Origin of the sequence: Moorella glycerini, from assembly GCF_009735625.1 — a bacterium.
GTDB classification, from domain to species: domain Bacteria; phylum Bacillota; class DSM-521; order Neomoorellales; family Neomoorellaceae; genus Neomoorella; species Neomoorella glycerini.
Map to the genome: position 1 here is coordinate 1,985,132 of NZ_CP046244.1, position 22,948 is coordinate 2,008,079.

A 22,948-nucleotide genomic window follows, 5' to 3' on the forward strand; every position below is an offset into this window, starting at 1 on the left:
GAAGGATGAATGTTATTACCGAAAACCCGAGTTCGACAGTTCGAGGGCACATAAAAGTGCCTCAAATGTAGGCGCCAGAAGGCTTTTCGGTTCGATCTGTGAAACATACCGTGTAACTACATCGCCTGGCGTGGGTCCAGCTTGAAGAAGCGCGGGGGCTCTGCCACGCCCAGGGCGGAAAGGATCTGCCGCTGGAAGGTGGTGGTTTCGGTACGCTGCCAGACGGTGCCGGCAGGGCCGGCGAAGATGCCAAGGTGCATTCTATTCAGCTCATCCCTCAGCCGGGGCCAGGTGTAACGCTGGCCCAGCCTTCCTTCCACCCGCGTCTCGGCTACGCGGATGAGCAGGAGGGCCAGCCAGCATAAGAGGACGTGCGCCTCGATGCGCCGCGAGAGGCGGTGGTAGATAGGCCGCAATTCCAAGGCTTGCTTGAGGGTACGGAAGGCGGCTTCCACTTCCAGGAGTTGCTTGTAGCCCAGGGCGACGTCCGCGGGGCTCAAGGTGTCATCGGAGGTGCGCAGCAGGTACTTGCCATCCAGGCGCTCATCCGCCTTGACCTTGGCCCGGTCAATCTGTGGCCAGCCTCTCTTGTCGAGCTTTAAGTAGCGGCCGTAGGTGGGGTGGGAGACCAGGCGGCAGACGGCCTTGCCGTGTTCCTTTTTATCCAGGCGGGCGAACCCTTGCAGTTCCTGTTCCAGTTCTTTGAGCATCCGTTCCCGCTGTTCCCGGTCCCGGGCTTCTTCGTAAGGGTTGCGGACCAGGATATAACGCTCTCTGGCTTCCCCGTCGCCGACGATAATCTCTTTAACTTCCACGTTATCCTTAACCTTCTGGTAGCGGCCGGGACGGGAAAGAGCTTCTTCCACAGACGGTTTGCCAGATTGCATGCGTTCCCCGGCGATGTAATGGCCACTGCCCGCTGCAGGGTGCGCAGGTTGTCCTCGGAGACGAAGCCCCGGTCCAGGACAGTGATTACCCGTCCCAGTTTCCAGCCCACCAGGTCCTTTTTCACCTGGTCGATGCGGGTGACGTCCGCCGTGTTGTCGGGCCAGACCCAGCAGCGGATGGGGATGCCTTCCTGGGTGACGGCCAGGCCAATCACTATCTGGGCAAGATCCGGCCGGTGGTCCTTGGAGTGCCCCCGCCGGCGGAGGAAGTACGCGGCGTCTCCTTCCTCCGGGTCCTCCCCCTCGACTTCGAAATAGGTACTGGTGGTGTCAAAGAACAACAGGTCAACCTCCAGGTTCAAGAGATGGGCCACGGAGAAGAAGACCTCTTCCTGCAAGGCGTCGCCGGCTTCCATGAGGACGTCCATGGCCCGGTAGAGCTGCTGCACTGCGATGCTTTCCAGACCAGGGATGGCGACGTCTCGTTCCACCCAGGTCTCCACCGCCAGCTTGCTCTGCGGGTCCAGCGCCTAGTTGGCCGCCATGGCGAAGATGGCCCGCTCTACGGGGGTACGGAAGGCGCGGTCCTTGATCACCTTCCCGATGGCCCGGTCAATCCCGAGTTCGCACCAGAGAGCATCTAAAACCAAGGCGCCGCCCAGGGGACGACTCTCCTTGAAAAGGAGTGGAGCATCACCCACCTTGGCCTGCTGCTGCAGCACGTCCTCCGGCCCCAGGAAGCGGTTGATGCTTTCCACCAGCCGGCGCAAGGAATCCTTGTCTACCTCCTCTTCCCGGCCGAAGGACCAGAGGACCTGCGCCTGGGGCTTACGGGTTTCGGAGTCGCGGAAGTTGTGGGCCAACTGCACATAGCGGACGACAGACCCGTCCTTGTTCTTGCGCTGCACGATTCGGATGTACATGCTTACGTTATTCGACGTATATTAGTTAATTCCTGCTATAACATCCAAAATCGTGTACCTACGGATTTTCGCATTTTCTCTACTTTTAAGCCCGGAAAGCCTTGATATTGCTAGATCTGGGTCCTGGCATGTGCCTCAAAACTGTCGAACTCCGGGAAAAGAGAGAGCCATAATATATAAGCTCTCTCTTTCTTAATTTTATATAATCCTAGTGAAGCTAGTCTCAAAGTACGGATAAATGGGTGTTATAATCGAGTTAAATTTTACTTGTGTCAAATAAGAGGGGGGCTTTAGTAAGAATTTGATTATCTATAGTACCTAAGTATTGTTGGCCAAGATTAATTAGAGTACGGGATAAAAGATTTTGTCCCAAAAGGCGACCACAAAAAACATCAGCTAATACTAGGTTGTCTGCAATAATTAACAAACCTAGCTCTTTCAAAACATCAAAAGGACTCCAGGGAGTATGGTATTGACCGCCTTCCCAAAAAACGACTGCTTCTTTTATACCCTCAATGACAGCAACGATATTAAATAAAGCAGAATAAAGTTTATCGATATCAATAATTGCCTGGGGGAGGTTAGTATGATATTTTAATCTAGAAGGATATGGAATTAAACCAAATAAATTTTTCATAGATAAGCTAAAATCCCTGGCTGTAGAACTACACATCTTAATTTTAGCCAGGTCAATTAATGTATGACCGCGTAGAGCATAAAGTTTTTCCGGAATAAATGAATAAAATTCCGGGTAAGTCAAAGGCCCCAATTTTTTTTCCACATGTTGCTGGATGATTTTAGCGGGTACGACCCTTCCTGCCCAGAATTCTTCAGTAATATTTACATACTCAACATTATGCCTGGCCAGAACTTCGTCAATACCGGTCCTGGCCAGGTATAATTTTTCCTGGGTTCGAATCCAATCTCGTTGATCATCCATGTTCTCTGGAGTGATTTTTTGGGAGAGGTCATTCCGGGAGTGGGAGTGACCCTCAATAATTATTTTTTTACCTGATAATGCATTACATACGAGGTCTAATACTGCTGCGCTGGTATAACTGCCGGGGCGAGGATCAAACCAGTTAGGCTTAATAAGATAGAGCTCATCAACGGGTAAGTTGTTTTCTAAAAATGATCGTAGCTCATCGAACTTGGTCGTTTGGACCCACTTTAAGGCCATGAAAAATCCTCCTCAAGTACAATTATTAATTTTATAATAACAAAGGGTTACCATACAAAGCAAAGCCGGTTTATTATTATTAGCAAGAAAAATAGCCAATAAAGCAGAAAGCAACATTTTATGCTTTCATTTTTAGATAATAGCAGGATTTCTTGTAAAAGTGTCGAATATAATTTTAAGAAGATGGAGGTTGGATAATGTGTTAGATGTTAACGCTCGCATTCAGGAGTTATTCCCAAAGTTGAGCCGGGGCAAAAAGAAAATTGCTGAGTATATTCTTAATAACATTGAAGAAGCTGCTTTTGCACCAGCAGCAACCATTGCGCAGAAAGTTGAGATGAGCGAATCGGTAGTAGTGCGTTTAGCCAGAGATCTGGGCTTTTCGGGTTATAAAGATATGCAGGAAAATATTCAGCAATCTATCAGAAAGCGTTTATGGATGGCTGATCAATTCCGACAGTGGATGGCCAGTGACGCTGAAAATGCCGATGGGTACTTGCGGGTAGTAGAAAGGGATATTCAAAACATCAAAGATACCTTTAAAAATATTCCAACGGATACCTTGTCTATGGCGGTAGATATGATTATTAAAGCTAGGCGGATTGGTATTGTCGGCCTCAGGGGTCCGTTGGGTCCTAATATCATTTTCTACGTTTTTTTAAATGAGTTACTCGGCAATGTTACTTTACTAACTCCCGGAATTGGGCTTTCTTATGATATTTTAAGGTCCTGGAATGAACAAGATCTTGTTATCGGGAGCAGCTTTTTAATGAGCAAAAATTTTACGTTAGATATTTTGCGCTTTGCTAAGCAAAGAGGTTGTAAATCGATTGCTATAACCGATAAATTGGTTTCTCCTCTGGCCCAGAAAGCTGACTTGACTTTACCGGTTTGTGTTGATGGCTCTTTTACTTCATACACTGCCGTAGTGACCCTATTTAATGTCCTTTTATACTTAATAGGCAAAAAGTTACAAGATAATGCCCTGCTTTCCTTGGAGGAGATAGATAAATTACTAGATGAGGATTTTAAAACTCAATACCGCGAGGATGATTAATAAATGCTCGAAATTGATCTCTTACTTACAGCAGGTAATATCTATACTTTGGACGCCAATGACACCAGGTATGAAACAGGAAGCATTGCTATTAATAACGGTAGAATCGTAGCTATTGGTTGTAGCAACGAGCTTGAGGAACAATATATTGCCAAAGAAAAAATCAATGCTAACGGCAAATACATCTTTCCGGGCCTGATTAACACACACACCCATCTTTTTCAAACGATACTCAAGGGTTTTGCCCGGGATATGAATTTGAATGACTGGCTGAATACAGTGATTAGGCCTTATGTACCACATATTAATGCTGAAATTTGTTATTTATCAGCCCTGGTTGGATGTATAGAAGCTCTGCATTCAGGTACAACGACAATTCTAGATTATATGTATGCTCATCCCCGACCTTATCTCAGCGACGCTGTCCTGCAAGCCTTTGAGGATGTAGGTATCCGGGGTCTCCTGGCCCGGGGTTTTTCGGAAAGATTATATGGTTCCAACACGACTGGAGGTATGGCAGAAAAAAGCGAGGAATTTTTGGCCGATGCTTTACGCTTGCGATCAAAGTATGGCGATAGGATTTGGTTAGCCCCGACAGCGATCTGGAATATGACCGATGCAGGTTTGCGAATGGTGCGAGACTTTGCCCAGGACTATCAGATACCAATTACTATGCATATAAACGAAACTGAACTTGATGATGTTTTTTGCCTAGAACATTATGGCCAGCCAGCCCTGGTTTACTTAGAAGAAATGGGGTTCTTGAAAGAACATTTACTGGCGGTACACTGTGTTCATATTGACGCTGCCGGGGCTACAATCCTCAAAAAATATGGGGTTAAAATCTCCTATAATCCGGTTAGTAACATGATTTTAGGGTCCGGGGCGCTACCATTGTCTCTTTTAAAAAAATATCAATTGAATGTTAGCCTGGGTACAGATGGTGCTGCTAGCAACGATTCTCTCAATATGCTGGAAACTATGAAAGTGGCTGCATTATTACCAAAGGTTATTTATCACGACCCTGCGGTAATCAGTGCCCAGGATATTGTCCGAATGGCTACTATCGATGGAGCCAAAGCTTTAGGGTTAGGGGAAGAAATTGGCTCTCTGGAACCGGGGAAAAAGGCAGATCTAATTATTTATAATCCGTTACAACCCCAGTCTTTCCCCATGCATGATCCCCTGGCAACTCTGGTGTATACTTCAAACCCCACTAATATCGATACGGTAATTATTAATGGAAAATTAGTAATGGCTAATAATCGTATTGTTACCCTGGATGAGGAAAAGGTTCTCAAAGAAGCCTTGATTGCTGTAGGGCAGCTGATTGAAAGGGTGTGATAGAAGCTAAGGATAGCACAAATACACAAAGGGAGGTGAAACGGCAGAAGATAAAAGAAAAGGAGAGAAACAACTAAAATATAAAAATTTAAGGAGGGATAGTAAATGAAGCGATTTAGGGAAGTGTGGTTAGCGCTCGTTTTATGTACAGCTATAATCATGCTGTCTGTAAGCGGATGTGGGGGGAATTCTTCCAATGCAACTGGTGATAAGGGGAAGACTTCAGCCAGCCAGGTAAATACTACATTTAAAGTAGGTTTGTTGGTACCAAATACAATTAATGACGGCGGATGGAGCACATCTGGATACGAAGGCCTTAAGCAGTTGGAAAAGGATATGGGAGCAGAGATAAGTTACATGGAAGTTAAATCGCCATCAGATGTGGTGGAAGGTTTCACCGATTATGGTAACAAAGGTTATAATATTGTTTTTGGCCATAGCTACGATTATCAGGATGCAGCTAAAAGGGTAGCCCCCCAATTCCCTAAGACTATTTACATTACAAGTGGCGGGACCACTGTAATGGATAACGTCTCACCAATTTACTTTCAAATGGAACAGGCGGTTTATCTGATGGGCGTGGTAGCCGCCACCTGGACCAAAACAGGTAAAGTTGGAGCCATTGGCAGTGTTAATATGCCAGCGATTACAAAAACTTTAAAGGCCTTTGCTCAAGGAGCTAAGGACACCAATCCCAGTGTTGAAGTGGTAACTACCTACTTGGGAACTCAAACCGATGTAGGTAAAGCGCGCGAAGCAGCCCTGGCAATGATTAACTCCGGAGTTGACTTTTTCTGGGTAAGTGCTAACGCTGCTGGCCAGGGAGTATATGAAGCGGTAGAACAAAGTAAAGCCAAAGGTATAAAAACCTTTGGGGCTTACAGCCGCTTTTCACAAAAATACCCGGATACTGTGGTAGCCGATGCCTTGCTTGATATGGGCAATGCCTTTGAACTGGTAGCCAAACAAGTCAAGGATGGTACCTGGAAGCCGGGAACTCTTAATGTAGGTGTCAAAGAAGGGGTTGTTAAGTTTTTCTGGAACGAAAAAATGTATTCCAATATCCCCCAAAATGTAAAAGATGCCTATGAAAAGGCGAAAAAGGATCTTATGGACGGTAAGATCAAAATTGATATTGGCGCTTATTAAGATATAAACAGGGGGCGGTGCGCCGAGGGCGCACCGCTCGTTTGGAAAGGTGAAGGATATGGAAGCGCTGGCGGCAAGGGGAATAACGAAAACTTTTGGGCGCGTAGTTGCTAATAATGATGTTTCTTTTACGGTTAATGAAGGAGAGGTTTTAGCCCTCCTGGGGGAAAATGGTGCCGGCAAGACAACTTTAATGAAAATTATCTATGGTATGGAAAAACCAGACCGGGGTGAAATCAGCATCCAGGGTCGTCTAGTAGATATCAGATCACCGCGCCAGGCCATCGATTTGGGCATAGGCATGGTTCATCAGCATTTTATGTTGGTGGCTAATTTTACAGTAGCAGAAAACTTGGTTTTGGGTATGCGCCAAAAGACCGGCATGTTTATTTCTAAGAATGAAATTAATAAGCTGGTTAAGGATTTCTTTCAACAATATAATTTTGATTTAGATCCCCACGCCAGGGTCGGGGATTTGCCGGTGGGTTTACAGCAGCGCGTAGAGATTCTAAAAGCCCTTTTCCGTGGTGCCCGGATTTTAATTCTCGATGAACCTACGGCGGTTTTAACTCCCCAGGAAACCCGAGAGCTTTTTACGATTATTAGGCAATTGCAAGGAGAAAATAAAGCCATTATTTTTATTAGTCACAAGCTCGATGAAGTCCTGGCCGTTAGCCAGAGGGTAGTTGTATTACGCCAGGGTCGAGTTGTGGGAACAGTCGCAACCAGAGACACCAGTGAAGAACAATTGGCCAAGATGATGATTGGACGGAAATTGGTTCGGCCCCAAAAAAAGAGTGCAAGTGTTTGCGCAAAACAACCCCTATTAGAAATTAAGGACCTGATAGTTAAAGAGAAGGGGCATGAAGTTTGCCAAAAAATTTCTCTGGCTGTTTGGTCTGGGGAAATAGTCGGGATTGCCGGAGTAGATGGCAACGGCCAGAAGGAGTTGGTGGAGGCTGTCACAGGTTTAATAAAACCCTATAGCGGTCGAATATTCCTCGCAGGTGAAGATATAACGGGAAAAAGCCCCCGACAAATACGTGAAAAGGGTCTGGCTCATATTCCTGAAGATCGCCAGGCCAGGGGTTTAATTATGAGTTTTAATCTGGCCGAAAACATGATTCTGGTGGACCATTATAAATCCCCTTTCTCACATCATGGTTTTTTAAAATCAACAATAATTAGTTCTCATGCTGATAAACTTATAAAGCAATATCGAATTAAAGCAGATGGTCGCCAGGCTTTAGCTTCTTCGTTATCAGGTGGGAATCAGCAAAAAGTAGTGGTGGCAAGGGAGATTGGCAGTGATCCTAAGGTATTAATCGCCGTAAAGCCAACCCGCGGTTTAGATGTCGGTGCAGTAGAATATATTCATAACTGCCTTCTAGAAGAAAGAGCAAAGGGCAAGGCAATTTTATTGGTATCTTCGGAACTCGAAGAAATAATGTCTTTAAGCGATAGAATTGCTGTAATGCATGGTGGTCGGCTGACAGGGTTAGTATGGCCCGGCATCAGTGAAGAAGAACTCGGCCAAATGATGGCCGGGGTTAAAGAAATATTTATAGCTTTACAGCCGAAAGAGGGTGCTTGCCTTGAAGTCTAATGTTGGTACAATTATTGATCATATATGGGAAAGAACTAAAGCTAATCTTTATTTACCTTTTTTAGCAGTTATATCTGCCTTGCTGATAGGGTCTATTGTAATGGTAATTGTAGGATATAACCCTCTGGTAGCGTACCAAGCTATGTTTCTTGGTGCCTGCGGTAGTAAAGGTAGCCTGTCAGAAACCTTATTGAAAACTATTCCCCTTTTATTTACTGGTATAGGTGTTGCTATTGCTTTTAAAGGGCGCTCCTTTAATATCGGTGCTGAGGGCCAGTTTTATATGGGAGCCCTGGTAGTTAGCTGGCTGGGCGTTGTTGGTAAGGGCATTCCGGCTTTTCTTTTCATCCCAATGTTGTTGATAGTGGCTTTTATTACTGGTGCTCTTTATGGAGCTTTGCCAGGTTATCTTAAAGCACGTGTGGGTGCTTCAGAAATTGTAACAACTGTAATGTTGAATTCTATTGCCATTCAGCTTGTGTCTTATATGGTTCAAGGGCCGCTCCAGGAACCCAGACATTTTTACCCTGAAACGGCTGAAATCCTAAATACAGCTAAACTGGGAATTATTTTACCTGGTACAAGGTTACATGCTGGCTTATTGCTGGCTTTGTTGGCAGCCGTTTTATGCTATTTGTTGTTATACAAAACTGTATTGGGCTATCAAATCAGGGCTGTAGGGGCCAATGCCGAAGCGGCCGAATATGCCGGAATAAATGTTAAAAGAAATATTGTAACTACCATGGCATTAAGTGGCGGTTTAGCAGGTCTGGCAGGGGCTGTAGAAGTAATGGGAGTAACTTGGAAGCTATACCAGAATATTTCACCGGGATACGGCTATACAGCCATTGCAGTGGCTTTATTAGCACGGGAAAACCCGCTGGCGGTGATCCTATCAGCTTTGCTTTTTGGAGCCCTGAATACCGGCTCGAATATGATGGCGCGGAGTGTTAATGTACCTTCGGTTTTATCCTCGCTGGTGCAGTCCCTAGTAATATTCTTTGTTGTTGGTTATTCGGTTTTTGAATATAAATTTGCACCAAACCATAAGCGCAGTATTGCTCGGGAGGAGGGTTTGAGTGTCTGAGACTTATCTTAATTTCGCTTTCATTATAACTGTCCTTCAGGCGGCGATCCGAATGTCTACCCCTTTAATCTGGGCTACTATGGGAGGCATTTTCTCGGAAAAAGCCGGGGTTCTAAGCATTGGTATGGAGGGCATCCTTTTGGTGGGAGCCTTTGGAGGTTTCATAGGGGCTTTCTATACTGGGAATTTATTGTTGGGTGTCCTTATAGCAATGCTAGCCGGAGGGATAACTGCTGCTATCTATGGTTATCTAACAGTTAAAATAGGTGGTAGCCAGGCAGTAGTGGGAACAGCGCTTGTACTTTTTGCTGCTGGCATTACTGGTTTCTTATATCGGGCGATCTTTGGTGTCAGTAGTAATTTAACAAATGTAGGTATGTTTTCTGACTTAAAAATACCAGTATTAAGTCGCATTCCTTATATTGGGTCTATTTTATTTGAACAAAACGTCCTTGTTTATTTAGGCTTTATGGTTGTTCTAATAACCTGGTTTACCCTTTATCGTACAGCTTGGGGCCTGGAGATCCGTTCCATTGGCGAGCATCCAGAAGCAGCTGATACAGTGGGGCTTAATGTCAATCTCTACCGAAATATTTGCGTTTTAATTAGCGGTTTACTGGGGGGGATTGGTGGAGCCTATTTATCTCTGGCCAATGCTAATACATTTGTTGAGATGATGTCGGCAGAAAAAGGTTACATGGCTTTTGCGATTATTATCCTGGGCAAATATAACCCTTTAGGAGCATTGCTTGGTTGCTTATTATTTGGCTTTGCTGATGCTTTGCAGTTACGTTTACAAGCGTCAGGTATTAATATTCCTTTTCAGTTTCTATTAATGTTACCGTACGTTTTAACTCTAGGAGTAACGGCTAGCGCAGGGAGGGCAGAAAAGCCGGCGGCCCTGGCTAGACCTTATAAAAAGAATTAATACTGGGGGGAATAATATGGCTACTCATCAATGGATTAAACCTAAACCTATCAAAATTGTAGTCGAACGAGTAACAGAGCATCCTGAACGAGGTGTTTGTCACTGTCATCAGGTAGGACAGGAGTATACCTTTGACTTTGAACGTTGCCCGGTAGATTTTTGTGCTGCTGCTTTTCATACTTTATGGCCTCATTTGCGGGTATTGGAATTAGGAGGCCGCCATCCTTGGGATGCTGAAGAGGGGGTTACTTACGTGGCCTGCCCCGATCCTAATAAGCCAGTTATTTTTAAGATTGTTGCCGGGAAAAAATAGAACTTTTAAACGTCAAATGTTGATACTAAAAGCCCTTTTAAAGGGCTTTTATTGTAGTGCGCCCGGTATGGGCGCTGACTTGGTGGTGAAAGTCCACTGCAGGCGAGGCAGCACCAGCCTGTTAGCCAAAGGCAAGGGTGCCCGCCGCGAGGTGGGATCCGAAGGAAGCCGGAGGCAAAACCACGGCCCGATGAATAAAAACCCCATACGAGGCTAAACCGCCCGGATGAGCTGGCAACACACAGCGAAATCCCAGGCTGCCAAGGAGCGGTGGAGTATTGTTACACGTCAAATTATTAGCTTTTTTGATGTACGCTTTACTGGTTGCGGATGGTAGTTTCTGGCCCGCATTTCGGCCACGATTTCTGCCACCAGGTGGGCCTGTTGACTTTCCGTTTCATAATGCCGCCGGCTATAGCCATCAATGCCGGCTGTCCGGCTACCCTTATTTTGCAAGACATGCTTCAGGGCAATAGCTATCCAGTAGGGAGTTTCCAGCAGTTGAAATAAGTTATCAAACACTCGGCCTTCCTGGCTGAACTGGTTGAGCTTCATTTGTTTTCGACTAACAAAATCACCGCTGGGGCGGTTCGTTTGTGTGCTCATACTCCGAGCTTCCTTTCGGTCTACTTCCAAATGGCTCCTTGTAACTGTCCTCCTTCGCCGTGCAGGTGGCTTTCCCACCTTCGGACTACTACGAGGACTCCGCCGGTTTCCTGCCACTTCAGACGCAGCTATCCCAGGCCCGTTAAGGCCCGGCAGGAAACCTTCTCCGGTGTCCATCCCGGTACTCTCGATATGTAACCTTTAGGTTCCCACTCTATGCCGGGGGTGCTGTTCCAAAAGCTTAGACCTCTATAGCTACTGGACTTCCTAAAGAGGCACAAACATAGACTCTTTAGAAGCGTTGTGAAAAACTCAATCTAAATGGCAGGTATTAGACAACCAACAACGAATCCTTAACAGTAATGACATCTAATTTTCAGGAGAGGATTCCGTTGTTGGGAAGCAAGGAAAACCTGCGGCGGCAAATAGCTATCCAGGTTGTCGATATTGAAAGCCTGATCCCAGAGGATTACTACCTCCGCCGTATTGATGCAGCAGTTGATTTTTCATTCATCCGCGCCAGGGTAGCCCATTTGTACTCCCATACCGGGCGGCCATCGATAGACCCGGAAATGGCTTTTCGCCTCATTACCCTGTCATACCTGCTGGATATTTCCGAAAACCGCCTGTTCACGGAATTACCCCTGCATGCCGGCTATCTGTGGTTCTGTGGTCTGGACTTTAACAGTCCTCTACCCGATCGAACCACCCTGGTCAAGGCCAGAAAGCTCTGGCGTAACCACGGTTTATTTGAGGTGATCATGCGCGAGATAGTGCGACAATGCGTTGCAGCCGGCTTGGTGAAAGGCGACGTGTTGGCCGCCGATGGCACCATTGTTAAAGCGCGGGCAGCGATAAAAAGCCTGGAAGCGTTCACCCCCCAACCGCTGGATAAATACCTTGAAGAACTCAAAAAACAAGATGAGAAAGAACTGGAAGCTATCACAAAATCAGAGGACGAAAGCGAACCCCCAAGTGGTGGTGAACCCCCGGTAAGGGGCCAGGGGCAAAGTGATAACAAGCCAGAAGGCCAAGTTTTACAAGACGCCAATCCTTCCCGGGATCTTTCCGCGAGGAAAGCAGGCGACCCGGATTTTCATGGGGAGAAGTTCAGCAACGCCACTCATCGTTCCACTACTGACCCCGAGGCCCGGCTCTTCCGCAAAGGTCCTGGTAAGGAAGCGAAACTCAGCTATTTAGCCCATAACCTGCTCGATGTTCGCTCGTGTGTTGTCGTCGACGCCATGGCCACACTGGCCAATGGAGCATTGGAACGGGCAGCCGCCCTGGAAATGCTGAAAAAAGCCAGTCCCCTTTTATCACCTTTATCCCCGGAAGAAGAAAAACGCTTCTTCCTGGGTGACGGCAATTACACCGCGGGAGATTTCCTGGCGGAAGTGATCGCATTAGGCTATCAGCCCCTGGTACCCATGGGAAACGTCCAGCTGGAGCCTTTGCCGACCTGGAAACGCCGGACCTATCACCTATCAACATATAGCAAGCGCAAAGAACGTATCCGGATAGCCAGGGCCAGGAACCTGGCCCGAACGTTGAAGCAAAGCAGGGAATACCGCCGTACCTATCGTTATCGTGTCCGTATCGAACACACCTTTGCAGAAGCCAAAGAACATCATGGCCTGGACCGGGCCAGGAGCTATGGCTTGGCTGCGGTAGATGAACATGTAAAGATGACTGCAGTGGTACAGAATATAAAACGTCTGGCCACCTGGATTTGGCGTCGGAAAAAACGGGCGGCAAAGGTCATGGAAATGACCCGAACTGCGGTAGCCATGCTGCAAGAAAGAGTGGCTACGCTCCAACACCTTTTTCTATCATGTTTTCGACTGCGGTTAGCTTTGATTTGAAGGGTTTCTCACAGCACTTCTAGGGGCGGCGGGAGAGCCGGAGGTGCCCGAACCCTGTAAAGACGAAAGATTATTGCTTTACGCCCGCCCCAAGGCCGTGCGCCAGAAGTGGGAAGAGGCGTTGCTGGAACGCTTCAAAGCCCGGGCGCCGGAAAGGATGGTTGATGCTAAGAAGGTACGTTCCGACCAGGGAAGCTACATACTCTGCTTCTCTTACTATGACTTCCACGCCCTGCTGGACATAGAACCCCGCGGGGGAACCTACATCTATTCCTCCAGCGAGGCCTTTGACGAGGAGATGCTGATCGACCACCGGCGTGTGCGTAACTGGATAGACTTCTTTAGCTTCCAGCTCTACGGTACGCTGGGCCGTGACAGGGAAAAATCCGGCTTCCACGCAAGCGGTCATATCCACGGTCCCGGCTTGGAAGAACTGGTGGAGACAATCAGACCGGGGTTACTGGTACCCGTGCATACGGAAAACCGTGCCTTTTTCCGCCGCTTCGAGGGAAGATGTCCTGTGGTATTCCCGCAGAAAGGGCAAAGCGTAGCAGTGGGTTAGAGCAGGTTAAGGACTAACAAGGAGGAAGGGATATGGCCAATGGGGACGTGCCTGGCGACTTAATTGCCATGAACATTGAGGTATGCAGGGAACTATGGCGAATGGTGGACTCCCAGGGAGGTATGGTAGGGGCACTTACACCAAAATTAATTTTACCACCTCGTAGTAACGACAATGAGGACGTCCGGATAAGCGAACAGGAAGCGCGATTTATCTATGCCTCCGTGTTAACACGGGCCAGCCGCTACTTCTTTTCTGTCGAAACGCCCACGGGGGAAAAATACTCTTTTACTGATGGTGCCGTTAACCAGCGAAGTGCCCTGTCCGACCTGAGCCTTTACACCTTTGGCAATGGATTTCATAAACAGGCAAATGTAGAATTTAAAGCCGGCAACCCGCCAGTAGATCATATTAAGAAGGACATTGAAAAACTTGTGAGGGAAAGAAAGTGTCATTTAGCACATTAAATTAACCACCGTTTTTCAAATTAAAGTAACTCACGCCGCCGGCACAAACTGCAAGATTATCAAATTACAGCACCCCAAATTCTCAGGAATTGCACATTAGCACAATAAAATCCCCAAAGAAAAAAGCCGCTCAACGCGGCCTAAAAAGAAGGGGCCTTGAACCGTTCCGCCAATTTTTTATCAAGGGCAGCCAGGCGTTTTCTCTGGAAATCAAATCCTTGTTCCAGTTGCAACTGGCAAATAAAGCTGTAATAATGGGGTTCCTCGCGGGCGGTATAGAAAGACTCCAGGTATTTTAGCAATTCAGCGTAAAGGTCGCGGGCGAAATCCAATACCGGGCGTTCCAATTCCTCACCGTAGGAACCAGAAGTATTCGCCCAGAGGACGAAAGCCAGGATCTCCAGGAGACTTTCCACGTCTCTGGGGGAAGCAAGCTTAAGCATAGCCACCACCCTTAGAGGCCAATTTCGGCAGCTGCCTGGCGGACCACATCAGCACTAATCAGCTGGGCTTTAAGCTGGGCGCCCCAGAGGAGGGAAGTCAGGGCCAGGTTGTTCACCAGGCGCGGCCAGCCGCGGGAGCGAGAAGCGATGGCCTCGACGGCAGGCGGCTCAAATAAAGGCCTGGTAGCCCCCACCAGGGATAAATGGTGCTCCAGGTAGGCGCCCACCTCCTCACGGTTTAAAGGTTCCACCTGGAAGCGAACCACCAGGCGTTGGGCCAGAGACTGGGTCTGGTTCAACTCCAAGCGGCTCAACAAAAAAGGCAAGCCGGCCAGGACCAGGATAAAAGGATTAAAGGCGTCCATGGCGAAATTAAAGAGCAGGGCCAGGTCCAGCAGGAATTTGGGGTTAGCCAGGTGCATCTCATCCAGGATGAAGACGGGCGTAATCTTTTTATCCCGGAAGAACACCTGGACCGCCTGCTGGATCTGGTGAAAAAGGTCAATCTTGCGGAAAGACGGTTCTTCCCCCAGGCCCCGGGCCAAACCGCGGTAAAAATCCATGACCGTCCCTGTGGCCAGGGGCAAATAAATAACCTTAAAGAGGGCCGGGTTTAAATTAGCACAAAAGACCCGCAAGGCAAAGGTCTTACCGGCTCCCGGTTCTCCCACCAGGACCCCCATGCCCCGGACGCGGGATAAATACTCCAGCCGGGCCCTCGTTTCTTTTAAACTGCAGGAAAGGAAGGCATCCTGGGGTTTTAGCTCCTTGCCAAAAGGAGCCCCTTTTAAGCCATAAAAAGCCTGGTACATTCTAGTTTTGGCCCCCTCCCTGTAAGCTGGCAAAAGAAAGTTTGCTCTCCCGCTTTGCCCGGGCGTTAACACTGAGCGCCACCGGCTGTGCCACCGCCACCTCTTTACCGGCCACAAAAATCAAGACCCGCTCCAGTTTTTCCGGGTCAAAGCGCACCTCCACCCGGTTGCCGATAAATTGAGGCGGCACCTCAAAAAGGCGCTTGTTAATGGAGATAGTAGCATCATGATGTACCCGCCGTTCCTCCCGCTTGAAAAAAAGCGGCTCCAGAACAGCCGGGTCGCTCACCATCTTAACCTGGCTGAACTGGGACATAAACTTATCCAGGGGGCTCATACCCAAAGCACTGTGGACCTGGCGGTGATAATCTTCCTCCAGCCACTGCCAGAAAGAGCGGTTCAAGTTATCCAGAGATTTAAGGTGTTCATCTTTAACCAGGGGCAAGAAACGCTGCCTGACGGTCAAGAAGAACCTTTCGATCTTACCCTTGCTCTGCGGGTCATAGGGTTTAGTATTGATCAAGGCTATCCCCAGGGCCGCGCAGGCCAGCTGCAGCTGCTCCGAACGATAGATTTTACCATTATCCACGTAGACCATCTGCGGAATGCCCCGGCGTAAGATAGCCTCCTTGAAGACCACCTTCAAAGACTCAAACTTCTCGGAAGTAAAAAACTGGGCAAAAGTCACCAGGCGGGAACAATCATCGATAAAAGCAAAGAGGAAAGTAGCCACCTTTTTGTTGCCAACGCGAAGGTAAGGCCCGGCCGCCACATCCCCCTGCCAGAGGGTATTCACCGTATCATAGGCAAAGCGTTTCCGTTCCGGCTCCCGCCGCATCTCCCGGCCTAAAAGCCCCCTGGATTTCAGGAAACGGTAAATGGTAGCGTAAGAAACGGCGTCCGGTAAAATAACACCTTTAGCCACCAGTTGTTCATAAAAGACAGAAGCCGGACAGGAACGCTCCTCCTGGCGCAGGGCCAGGAGTTGCTCCTGTAACTCCGGGGATAAGGCCCGCGGCCTTCCCCGGTCAGAACGCCTTTTCGGTTTTAACCCCTCAAACCCCTCGCGGCGGTAATCCCTGAGCCAGCTGGCAATGGTCTGGGGGCTATAGTCGCAGAGGCCATAATACGGTACTTCATGGGGTCTGGCCGTAATACTCTCCAGGTAGGCCTTCCTGCTGGCTACCTGACCCTGCAACAACGGCGCAATCAAGCTAAAGCGAAAAAGAGCGATATTTTCCCGGTCCTTCTCGTCCATCACAACCCCTCCCCAGGATTTAAGGTTAACCGGTCCGGTCATTTACCAGTTTAACCTTAACCTGTCCCCCAGGACAGGCAAAAGGTGTGTGGTGGCTAATGTAGCAGGGAGGCTTTACGGAACCGGGGAAAGCATGGTAAAATTAATTAGCCATAAAATTGCGCCGGAAATGATTATGGAACCTTTGGGAAAAGGTTTCGGCGTTGGGGAACGCGGCAATCATTTCCAGCAATTTTATGGCCCTTTGTTTAAATTCCGGCGGGATTATTTCCTGGTAACCCTGCTCCCGGAAGAAGGCCTGGATGCAATTCATGTTCTTCGCCCAACGGCGGCGGTAGAACTGGAGCAGCTGGTAGTAAATAAGGAGGCGGGCCTTGGAGAAGAAATATATGAGACAGTCCAGAATGAACTTAAGGGAATACTGGTAATACGGCAGGAGAAAGGAAGGCAAAAGAGAGAAGGTGTGCCGGCAGGAGCGGCACCAAAAGCGGCAGATGGGCAGCTGTAGCCACTTTTCCGAGTCACTACCGGCATTACGCCAGTAAAAACCATGCCGCTTTAGAGCCTTCCGGGCCATACAGATAGGGCAAGACTCTATGACGGGAAACTCATTTTTCTTACCCCGGGCAGCATAATCCTCCAGGGAAATACCGAAATTGTATACCAGTTGCATAAACAGCCCCCCAGAATAATTTGCTAAAATTATATCACTTTGGGGGAACTGTTACATGTTATCTCGATATTTTAAATTGATAAAGTTAGGACTAGTTTTAAGGATGATAGTGTGCTAAATGACAAGAAAGGTGGGAAACTGGTTTCACCTCCTCAAAAACGTTGATAGCGGGACTTTACCCAGTCTCTTTTATAAGTTCCAACAGGCTTTTCGGGCACCTGAAGTTTACGCTCAAGTTAACAGCATGGAACCGGTAGTGTTTTGCTTCTGCGTTCTTGACAAAAAATGGGCAATACTAAAGACATTTATACCGCCAGAAAACAAACTGGAAGATTACTGCCGGGGCTTCTTTAATATTGATTACGAGGTGAGCGGGGGAAAAGTTCGGGTAGCGGATTCTTGCGGGTGGGTTGAGTTAAAAGAAGAACGGTTTTTAGCTTCTGGTACCCAATGAGCATCATGCTAGATTTGTTTACGCATTATTGCTTACGGTAAGTATTCCTGGTATCATACTATAAAAAGGGAGGTATTACGGTGAAAGAACAATTCGTCAAACCTACTGAACGCGGCCAGGTTACCATACCTAAAGAAATGCGGGAAAAACTCCAGATCAACCAGAATACCAGGCTGCGTATTTATGTGGATGGTAATAAAGTCGTCCTGGAGCCGGTTTCTCCGCTGGACCTTGTTTTTAAGGAGCTTGAGGTTGAGGCCCGGGCAAAAGGGTTTACCAGGCAGGAACTGGATGAAGAAATAACTGCGGTACGCGAGCGCCTCATGAAAGAGCTTTACGGTGAAGGTCAATGAGGATAATGCTCGATACCAACATCCTTATATCCGGGATGGTCTTCCGCGGGCCTGAACGCCGTTTGCTTGAAACTATTCACCAACGCCGCTTAATCCTGGTAATAAACAGCTATATTGTTGAAGAAACTAAAGAAGTTTTGCAGCGTAAGTTTCCCGCCCATATCGCGGCCTTCGATAAACTCTTATCCCTTCTTAATGTAGAATATACACCTATGCCTTCTCCTGCATCTCTAGCTATAGCTCGCCCTATTATAAGGGACCCTAAAGATGCTGCAATTCTTGCGTCTGCCATTGAGGCCCGGCCCGATATTTTTGTCAGCGGTGATCTGGACCTGCATACACCGGAAGTAGGTTTTTTAATAAAAGTCATGACGACCGCTGAGGCTTTAAAACGTCTTAATCAATAAGGAATTTCATTGCAGCTAGGTGATAAAATACCCATAGAAACTCTGGTAGATGAATTAGTCTCCGGGAGAATTAAAGCTGGTACTTTATATGCTCGAAAAACGCCTGCGGGAACAAGGGCAGGTAGAACTGGCGGAAGAGATAATACAAAAATACAGGCCAGCCGTGGAAGGACTGGCCCGCTAAACTTCAAGGACGGATTACAAGGATTTATTACGCCAGAAACTGGCTACAATTTCAGCCAGCGGGCCTTCATCGATCATTTTGCGCTGGTTAGATCTAGGCAATAAATGAACGTAGTTCATTGTAGTATTAATCGAGGCGTGGTTTAGAAGCTCTTTGATCTCAACAAGATTGGCGCCATTTTTCCACAGATTGGTAGCAAAACTATGCCGCATGCAGTGAGCGGTAATATTTTTCTGTATACCTGCCTCAATACATAAAGACTTTAAAAGCTTGTTTATCCACGATTTGCTGAGTTTTTTACCCTTAGGGGTCAGGAACAGGAAAGAAGCTGCATCAGGGTCTGCCGGAATCCTGCTTCTTTCGCCCTTTATATATTCAGTAATGCTATTTACTACCCAGGGTAGCAAGGGTAATAGATACTCTTTCTTCGTCTTAATGGACGGGATCAGCAATGCTTCCAGGTTGTTAGGATTCTCTATATACGGAAGGTTGATAAGTTCGCTTACCCTGATTCCGGTGCCGTACAGAGTGGTCACAATTACCTGTGCGAGCTGTGGAAATCCGCAATCACTTGTAGAAGCTATAATTTTTTTAAATTTTTCCTGGGTTAGAGTATCTCTTTTAGCGGGTCCGGGCGCTGACATTTTTATTTCTTCAAGAGGATTGCTCATACCCTCCATAGGGCCCCCGGTACTGCAAAGAACGCGAAAAAAGTTACGCAGGTGGCTTATTATATGACATTTGTTGCTTGTTTGATTTTCTGGTATAGTGTACAGGAAATCTCTAATAAACTGGGAATCAATCGGGGCCAGCCGTTTCCTGATCGAATACGCGGCTGCATAGCCGCCTTCGGGGCTTCGCCCGGTGAGCCTGAGCGTGTATGACAGGCTCCTGGCTCTTGCGATTCTAATAATTGACTTAGGCTACCTGAGCGACCTCCTCCACTATGGAATCGCTGATTTGAAGCTCTCCTTTCTCCCGTCCGGCCGGCTGGGCGTAAGCCGCGGGAACTGGGGAAAGGCCCGCCAGGCCCACCTCTCCGCGTTTGCCGCCGGCGAGGTCCACCGCGCACCGTCATAGAGAGAATAGCCTGTGGCCGTGTTCTGGCGTAATTTGGTCTGAGTGTAAAGGAAACTCTATCCGTTAATCTCTAAAAGGTCTCTGAACCGTACACCAGGATAGTTAAAAGGAGCGGGGGAGGTGCTGCTACCGCCGTTGGTATGAACTATCACCACCAGCAGGGCAGGGTTGCGCTCCAACCACTCCTGGAGGATACAGATTAGTTGAATTTTATAAATAGGAGTAAGAGGGATGGTTTATGTCAAAAGTTGCTTTGATTTCATGTACCAGTAGGAAAAAAGCATATAAATGTCAAGCAAGAGAATTGTATTGGGAAAGCCCGCGGTTTCGACTGGCATATGCTTTTGCAAAGCTTGTTGCAGACAAGATATTTATTCTCTCAGCAAAGTATGGTTTAGTACCGGAAGATAGGGTTATTGAACCTTATAACGAAACATTAAAGGAGAAAAGTGCCCAAGAGCGTCGTGCATGGGGATACAAAGCGGTAAATGAATTGTGCAAGGTTACTGATGTGGAGCACGATGAGTTTATTGTTTTGGCAGGTGAAGTTTATCATGAAAACTTACTACCCCATCTGAGCCATTTCTGGCTTCCGCTTAAAGGTAGAAGTCAAGGCGAATGGATTCCGGAGTTGGAGAGGCTCGTTAAGCTTGAAAAAGAAACAGATAAAGTATTAGTTCTTCACATGCTCTTTAATGGTCTGCCACGATTGGATTGGACAATGATAGACCAGCTTCCCTATCAAAATGGCATATATATCATGTTTGAAAAGGGCGAAAGCTATCATAGCATGGATAGGATAGTTCGCGTAGGTACCCATCAGGGTCAAGACCGTTTGAAGAAAAGGTTAAGAGACCACTTTGTGAAGGAGGACGCTGATGGCAGTATTTTCCGCAAAAACATCGGCCGTGCTTTTTTGAATATGACTTCGGATCCATATTTACAAGTGTGGGAAATTGATATGCACAAATCTGGGGAAAAAAGAGACTACGGGCACTTAATTGATGAAAGGCTGGAAGCTGGACTTGAGGCAAAGATTAGCCAGTATTTAAGAAGTAGCATCACTTTTGTTTGTTTTCCAGTTGATGAAGAAGAGGAACGGCTGCGATTGGAGGAAGGTATTATTGCAACGCTTAACAGACATCCGTCATTTGGCCCGAGTAACAATTGGCTAGGCCTGAATAGCCCTGTACCGGAAATAGCCGGCAGTGGCCTTTGGAATAAACAGGGCCTGGATGGTCAACCGTTATCAGATAATGAAGTAGAGCGGATTAAATGGCTTGCCAGATTTGGTAATGATAGCTACAGGAACAATGCGGTTCATAGGGCACGAGTACAAAGAGCGGTGAATCTAGTTATAACGACTGGAAAACCTTATGATTCGGAACGGAAAACAGCTGATGATGTAAGAAATTACATAGATAAATTATTGCGGGAAGCAAAGAGGCGAGGCGAAGACTATATTGATTTGGTTTCAGGGGATATTCATAAGCAGTTGGGTATGAAAAACAGGATGCCCCAGGTGTGCAGAATTATGTATGAGAAAATGCAGGCAGGAGATAAGGTTATACATACTACCCCCAGTGGTAAGAGTTCGACGATAAAAATCAGGTATTATCTAAAATAGAGGTTGAGTGTTTAAGGAGTTTAATGGCTAGCCAAATATGCTATAATTTAAATCAGAGGTGGTAAATATGTCCGTAGAAACCCTGGTAAATGAATTAGCCAGCCTGCCGCCGGGAGAATTAAAACTGGTACTTGAGATGCTGGAAAAACGTCTGCTGGCCCAAAGACAGGTAGCACTGGCGGAAGAGATTATAGAAAGATACAGGCCGGCCCTGGAGGAACTGGCTCGATGAAATATGGAGCTGGATACTATAATGGAGATCCACCGCCGGGTTATTGCAGCCACCGGTGGGGAATACAGTATCCGGGATAAAAATTTACTGGAAAGTGCCTTCATGGCGCCGCTGGCCACCTTCGGCGGGAAGGATTTATATCCGGACATTCTCACCAAGGTGGCCGCTTTATTATATTATATGGTATAACCAATAACCATCCCTTCATTGATGGCATTTGCAAATGTAAATTTGGGTTATTCTCATTCATTGCCTGGTCGCGTACGCCATTCCGGGTCCGGCCGGCGCATTCAATAAGCCTTATCGCCATCCGGGGAGTCAGAGCAACGGGGAGAAGTTGTCTTGGAATACTGGTCTTGACTTCATGGGCAACTGAAATGCCGATCAGGCCTTTCAACCGTAAAAAGCGGTGGGTAACCATGGCTGCATAAAATTGCTGCAGGGTGATGCTGTAAGATTCCTTTGTGGTGTCTGGGTGATGACCCCCTAGGGTGTATTTTTCCTGGAACTCGCGCCGGTCTTCCCACCGCTTTTGCGGGGAGAGGTCTGGCAATCATCTTCAGTCTCTCCTTCCTGTTTTTCATGGTTCCCCAATTTACCCCAACTATTCGAGGAAGGTATTAAAATCAACATCTTCCCAGTTCAGCCGGATGATTTCCGAGCGACGCAGGCCGGCCAGGAGAAAATCAGAGCGGTAGGTTTCGATTGTTTGCGCCGATTTGGCGGTACTTTGTAATTCCAGCTCAAACTCGTCGTAGACATCCTGCAGCAATAAAAAACCCCCTCGCAATCTATTTGAGGGAGTTTTTCATTTAGCCCGCTGCCGGGGAATTATGTTGGACTTATGGGTTTATAGGTGATACATATAAGTTTTTACTTACAACCCATAAGAAACCAGAAGGGCCAATTTCTGTAACACCTAAGTCGGCTTACAGGTTTGCTCAAAAGCATTTTTTACTGTCTTATAGCTTGCTGGCTCCAGTTATAGCTCACTGAGTGAATTCATTATTAACGCTTCGCTGGATAATCTCGTACATCTGCTTGAGAAAACCGTCAACCTCGTTCTTCAAACGCTCGTCCACTTCAGGCAACCTGTTGAGCAGCGGTTCCAGCGATGGCGCAATTTCATACCAGTCTTACCCCCCTGGCCGCAACTTTTCGCCGTAAAGATTCCGGCACCTCTTCCTCGCAGAGCAGGTTCAACCAATTAGCCACGGCCCGGGCCCTGGCCTGGGCTTCCGCCTGCCGCTGACCGGCCAATACCTGATCCTCGGCCATAACCTTCCGGCGCATAGCCATAAAATCCATGGACTCCATGTTGCCATCACCACCCTGGATTATATCCCATACTCCTCAGCTCTAACTATACCCGGAATCCGCGATAACAACAAGACATTCCCCTGGACCGATGATGACGGCTAGGGAAAAATAGGGCTGCGTTCATTAAACGG

The 22,948-nt window shown here is 47.4% G+C and carries 25 protein-coding genes and 2 pseudogenes; 17 read left to right on the forward strand and 10 right to left on the reverse strand.

The genetic code is table 11. The features are described from left to right. Nucleotides 1-116: 116 nt before the first annotated feature. Nucleotides 117-1,810, reverse strand: a pseudogene (locus MGLY_RS18810) (IS1634 family transposase). Between the two features lie 256 nt (nucleotides 1,811-2,066). Continuing rightward, on the reverse strand, nucleotides 2,067-2,990 hold the full coding sequence (locus MGLY_RS09750; protein ID WP_156273403.1) for a DUF362 domain-containing protein: 924 nt from the start codon (nucleotides 2,988-2,990) through the stop codon (nucleotides 2,067-2,069). A gap of 199 nt (nucleotides 2,991-3,189) precedes the next feature. Between MGLY_RS09750 and MGLY_RS09755 the strand changes: the two genes are divergently transcribed. The 7 genes from MGLY_RS09755 (at nucleotide 3,190) to MGLY_RS09785 (ending at nucleotide 10,474) form a co-directional block, all read left to right on the forward strand. After that, entirely contained in the window at nucleotides 3,190-4,047 is an 858-nt protein-coding gene (locus MGLY_RS09755) for a MurR/RpiR family transcriptional regulator (RefSeq protein ID WP_156273405.1), read from the forward strand. A 3-nt stretch (nucleotides 4,048-4,050) separates the two neighbouring features. Next, entirely contained in the window at nucleotides 4,051-5,391 is a 1,341-nt protein-coding gene (locus MGLY_RS09760) for an amidohydrolase family protein (RefSeq protein ID WP_156273407.1), read from the forward strand. Between the two features lie 105 nt (nucleotides 5,392-5,496). Further along, nucleotides 5,497-6,540: a BMP family lipoprotein gene (locus MGLY_RS09765; protein ID WP_156273409.1), complete on the forward strand. Its 1,044-nt coding sequence runs from the start codon at nucleotides 5,497-5,499 to the stop codon at nucleotides 6,538-6,540. Between the two features lie 58 nt (nucleotides 6,541-6,598). Beyond that, the gene (locus MGLY_RS09770) at nucleotides 6,599-8,146 is read left to right on the forward strand and encodes an ABC transporter ATP-binding protein (protein WP_156273411.1); all 1,548 of its coding nucleotides are present in this window, start codon (nucleotides 6,599-6,601) and stop codon (nucleotides 8,144-8,146) included. After that, a complete protein-coding gene (locus MGLY_RS09775; RefSeq protein ID WP_156273413.1) occupies nucleotides 8,136-9,233 on the forward strand; it encodes an ABC transporter permease in 1,098 nt (365 codons plus the stop codon). Before MGLY_RS09770 ends, MGLY_RS09775 begins: the two co-directional genes overlap by 11 nt. Further along, a complete protein-coding gene (locus MGLY_RS09780) occupies nucleotides 9,226-10,161 on the forward strand; it encodes an ABC transporter permease (protein WP_156273415.1) in 936 nt (311 codons plus the stop codon). The genes MGLY_RS09775 and MGLY_RS09780 overlap by 8 nt, the downstream gene beginning before the upstream one ends. Nucleotides 10,162-10,177: 16 nt before the next feature. After that, on the forward strand, nucleotides 10,178-10,474 hold the full coding sequence (locus MGLY_RS09785; RefSeq protein ID WP_156273417.1) for a TIGR04076 family protein: 297 nt from the start codon (nucleotides 10,178-10,180) through the stop codon (nucleotides 10,472-10,474). A 288-nt stretch (nucleotides 10,475-10,762) separates the two neighbouring features. On the opposite strand, the gene MGLY_RS09790 is transcribed toward MGLY_RS09785, so the two are convergent. After that, nucleotides 10,763-11,080 (reverse strand): hypothetical protein, encoded by a 318-nt coding sequence (locus tag MGLY_RS09790; protein WP_156273419.1) that lies wholly within the window; start codon nucleotides 11,078-11,080, stop codon nucleotides 10,763-10,765. Nucleotides 11,081-11,466: 386 nt separating this feature from the next. Between MGLY_RS09790 and MGLY_RS18950 the strand changes: the two are divergent. The 4 genes and pseudogenes from MGLY_RS18950 to MGLY_RS09805 form a co-directional block, all read left to right on the forward strand. Continuing rightward, nucleotides 11,467-11,862: pseudogene (locus MGLY_RS18950) on the forward strand (transposase); the annotation flags it as partial. Further along, the gene (locus MGLY_RS09795) at nucleotides 11,842-12,945 is read left to right on the forward strand and encodes a transposase (protein WP_428846620.1); all 1,104 of its coding nucleotides are present in this window, start codon (nucleotides 11,842-11,844) and stop codon (nucleotides 12,943-12,945) included. The pseudogene MGLY_RS18950 and the gene MGLY_RS09795, both read left to right, overlap by 21 nt. A gap of 43 nt (nucleotides 12,946-12,988) precedes the next feature. Continuing rightward, on the forward strand, nucleotides 12,989-13,507 hold the full coding sequence (locus tag MGLY_RS09800) for a ribonuclease J (RefSeq protein WP_211661853.1): 519 nt from the start codon (nucleotides 12,989-12,991) through the stop codon (nucleotides 13,505-13,507). Nucleotides 13,508-13,539: 32 nt separating this feature from the next. Continuing rightward, nucleotides 13,540-13,974, forward strand: coding sequence for a hypothetical protein (locus MGLY_RS09805; RefSeq protein ID WP_156273423.1), 435 nt, complete (start codon nucleotides 13,540-13,542; stop codon nucleotides 13,972-13,974). 140 nt (nucleotides 13,975-14,114) lie between these two features. On the opposite strand, the gene MGLY_RS09810 is transcribed toward MGLY_RS09805, so the two are convergent. The 4 genes from MGLY_RS09810 to MGLY_RS18815 all read right to left on the reverse strand — a co-directional run bounded on the left by MGLY_RS09810 (nucleotide 14,115) and on the right by MGLY_RS18815 (nucleotide 17,160). Then, nucleotides 14,115-14,417, reverse strand: a complete 303-nt coding sequence (locus MGLY_RS09810) for a hypothetical protein (protein WP_156271580.1) — start codon at nucleotides 14,415-14,417, stop codon at nucleotides 14,115-14,117. Between the two features lie 11 nt (nucleotides 14,418-14,428). Continuing rightward, a complete protein-coding gene (locus tag MGLY_RS09815) occupies nucleotides 14,429-15,229 on the reverse strand; it encodes an ExeA family protein (RefSeq protein ID WP_156271579.1) in 801 nt (266 codons plus the stop codon). A 1-nt stretch (nucleotide 15,230) separates the two neighbouring features. After that, nucleotides 15,231-16,487, reverse strand: a complete 1,257-nt coding sequence (locus tag MGLY_RS09820) for a helix-turn-helix domain-containing protein (RefSeq protein ID WP_156271578.1) — start codon at nucleotides 16,485-16,487, stop codon at nucleotides 15,231-15,233. 142 nt (nucleotides 16,488-16,629) lie between these two features. Further along, nucleotides 16,630-17,160, reverse strand: coding sequence for a DUF6431 domain-containing protein (locus MGLY_RS18815; RefSeq protein WP_422880092.1), 531 nt, complete (start codon nucleotides 17,158-17,160; stop codon nucleotides 16,630-16,632). Nucleotides 17,161-17,278: 118 nt separating this feature from the next. Between MGLY_RS18815 and MGLY_RS09830 the strand changes: the two genes are divergently transcribed. From MGLY_RS09830 to MGLY_RS09840, 3 genes are all read left to right on the forward strand, one after another. Beyond that, nucleotides 17,279-17,614 (forward strand): hypothetical protein, encoded by a 336-nt coding sequence (locus tag MGLY_RS09830; RefSeq protein WP_156273425.1) that lies wholly within the window; start codon nucleotides 17,279-17,281, stop codon nucleotides 17,612-17,614. An 80-nt stretch (nucleotides 17,615-17,694) separates the two neighbouring features. After that, on the forward strand, nucleotides 17,695-17,967 hold the full coding sequence (locus MGLY_RS09835; RefSeq protein ID WP_211661854.1) for an AbrB/MazE/SpoVT family DNA-binding domain-containing protein: 273 nt from the start codon (nucleotides 17,695-17,697) through the stop codon (nucleotides 17,965-17,967). A 5-nt stretch (nucleotides 17,968-17,972) separates the two neighbouring features. Then, on the forward strand, nucleotides 17,973-18,374 hold the full coding sequence (locus MGLY_RS09840; protein ID WP_277997931.1) for a putative toxin-antitoxin system toxin component, PIN family: 402 nt from the start codon (nucleotides 17,973-17,975) through the stop codon (nucleotides 18,372-18,374). Nucleotides 18,375-18,572: 198 nt separating this feature from the next. Here the strand turns inward: MGLY_RS09840 and MGLY_RS09845 are convergent, their stop codons facing one another. After that, entirely contained in the window at nucleotides 18,573-19,229 is a 657-nt protein-coding gene (locus tag MGLY_RS09845; protein WP_170291011.1) for a tyrosine-type recombinase/integrase, read from the reverse strand. Between the two features lie 647 nt (nucleotides 19,230-19,876). Here MGLY_RS09845 and MGLY_RS18020 point away from each other — a divergent pair. From MGLY_RS18020 to MGLY_RS09865, 3 genes are all read left to right on the forward strand, one after another. After that, nucleotides 19,877-21,265, forward strand: coding sequence for a DUF6884 domain-containing protein (locus MGLY_RS18020; RefSeq protein WP_211661855.1), 1,389 nt, complete (start codon nucleotides 19,877-19,879; stop codon nucleotides 21,263-21,265). Between the two features lie 67 nt (nucleotides 21,266-21,332). Further along, the gene (locus MGLY_RS09860; protein WP_156273431.1) at nucleotides 21,333-21,497 is read left to right on the forward strand and encodes a hypothetical protein; all 165 of its coding nucleotides are present in this window, start codon (nucleotides 21,333-21,335) and stop codon (nucleotides 21,495-21,497) included. Nucleotides 21,498-21,500: 3 nt separating this feature from the next. Then, on the forward strand, nucleotides 21,501-21,686 hold the full coding sequence (locus MGLY_RS09865) for a Fic family protein (RefSeq protein WP_170291012.1): 186 nt from the start codon (nucleotides 21,501-21,503) through the stop codon (nucleotides 21,684-21,686). A gap of 415 nt (nucleotides 21,687-22,101) precedes the next feature. Here the strand turns inward: MGLY_RS09865 and MGLY_RS09870 are convergent, their stop codons facing one another. After that, entirely contained in the window at nucleotides 22,102-22,269 is a 168-nt protein-coding gene (locus MGLY_RS09870; RefSeq protein WP_156273435.1) for a site-specific integrase, read from the reverse strand. Between the two features lie 353 nt (nucleotides 22,270-22,622). Beyond that, nucleotides 22,623-22,814 (reverse strand): hypothetical protein, encoded by a 192-nt coding sequence (locus MGLY_RS09875; protein WP_211661856.1) that lies wholly within the window; start codon nucleotides 22,812-22,814, stop codon nucleotides 22,623-22,625. Nucleotides 22,815-22,948: the final 134 nt, after the last annotated feature.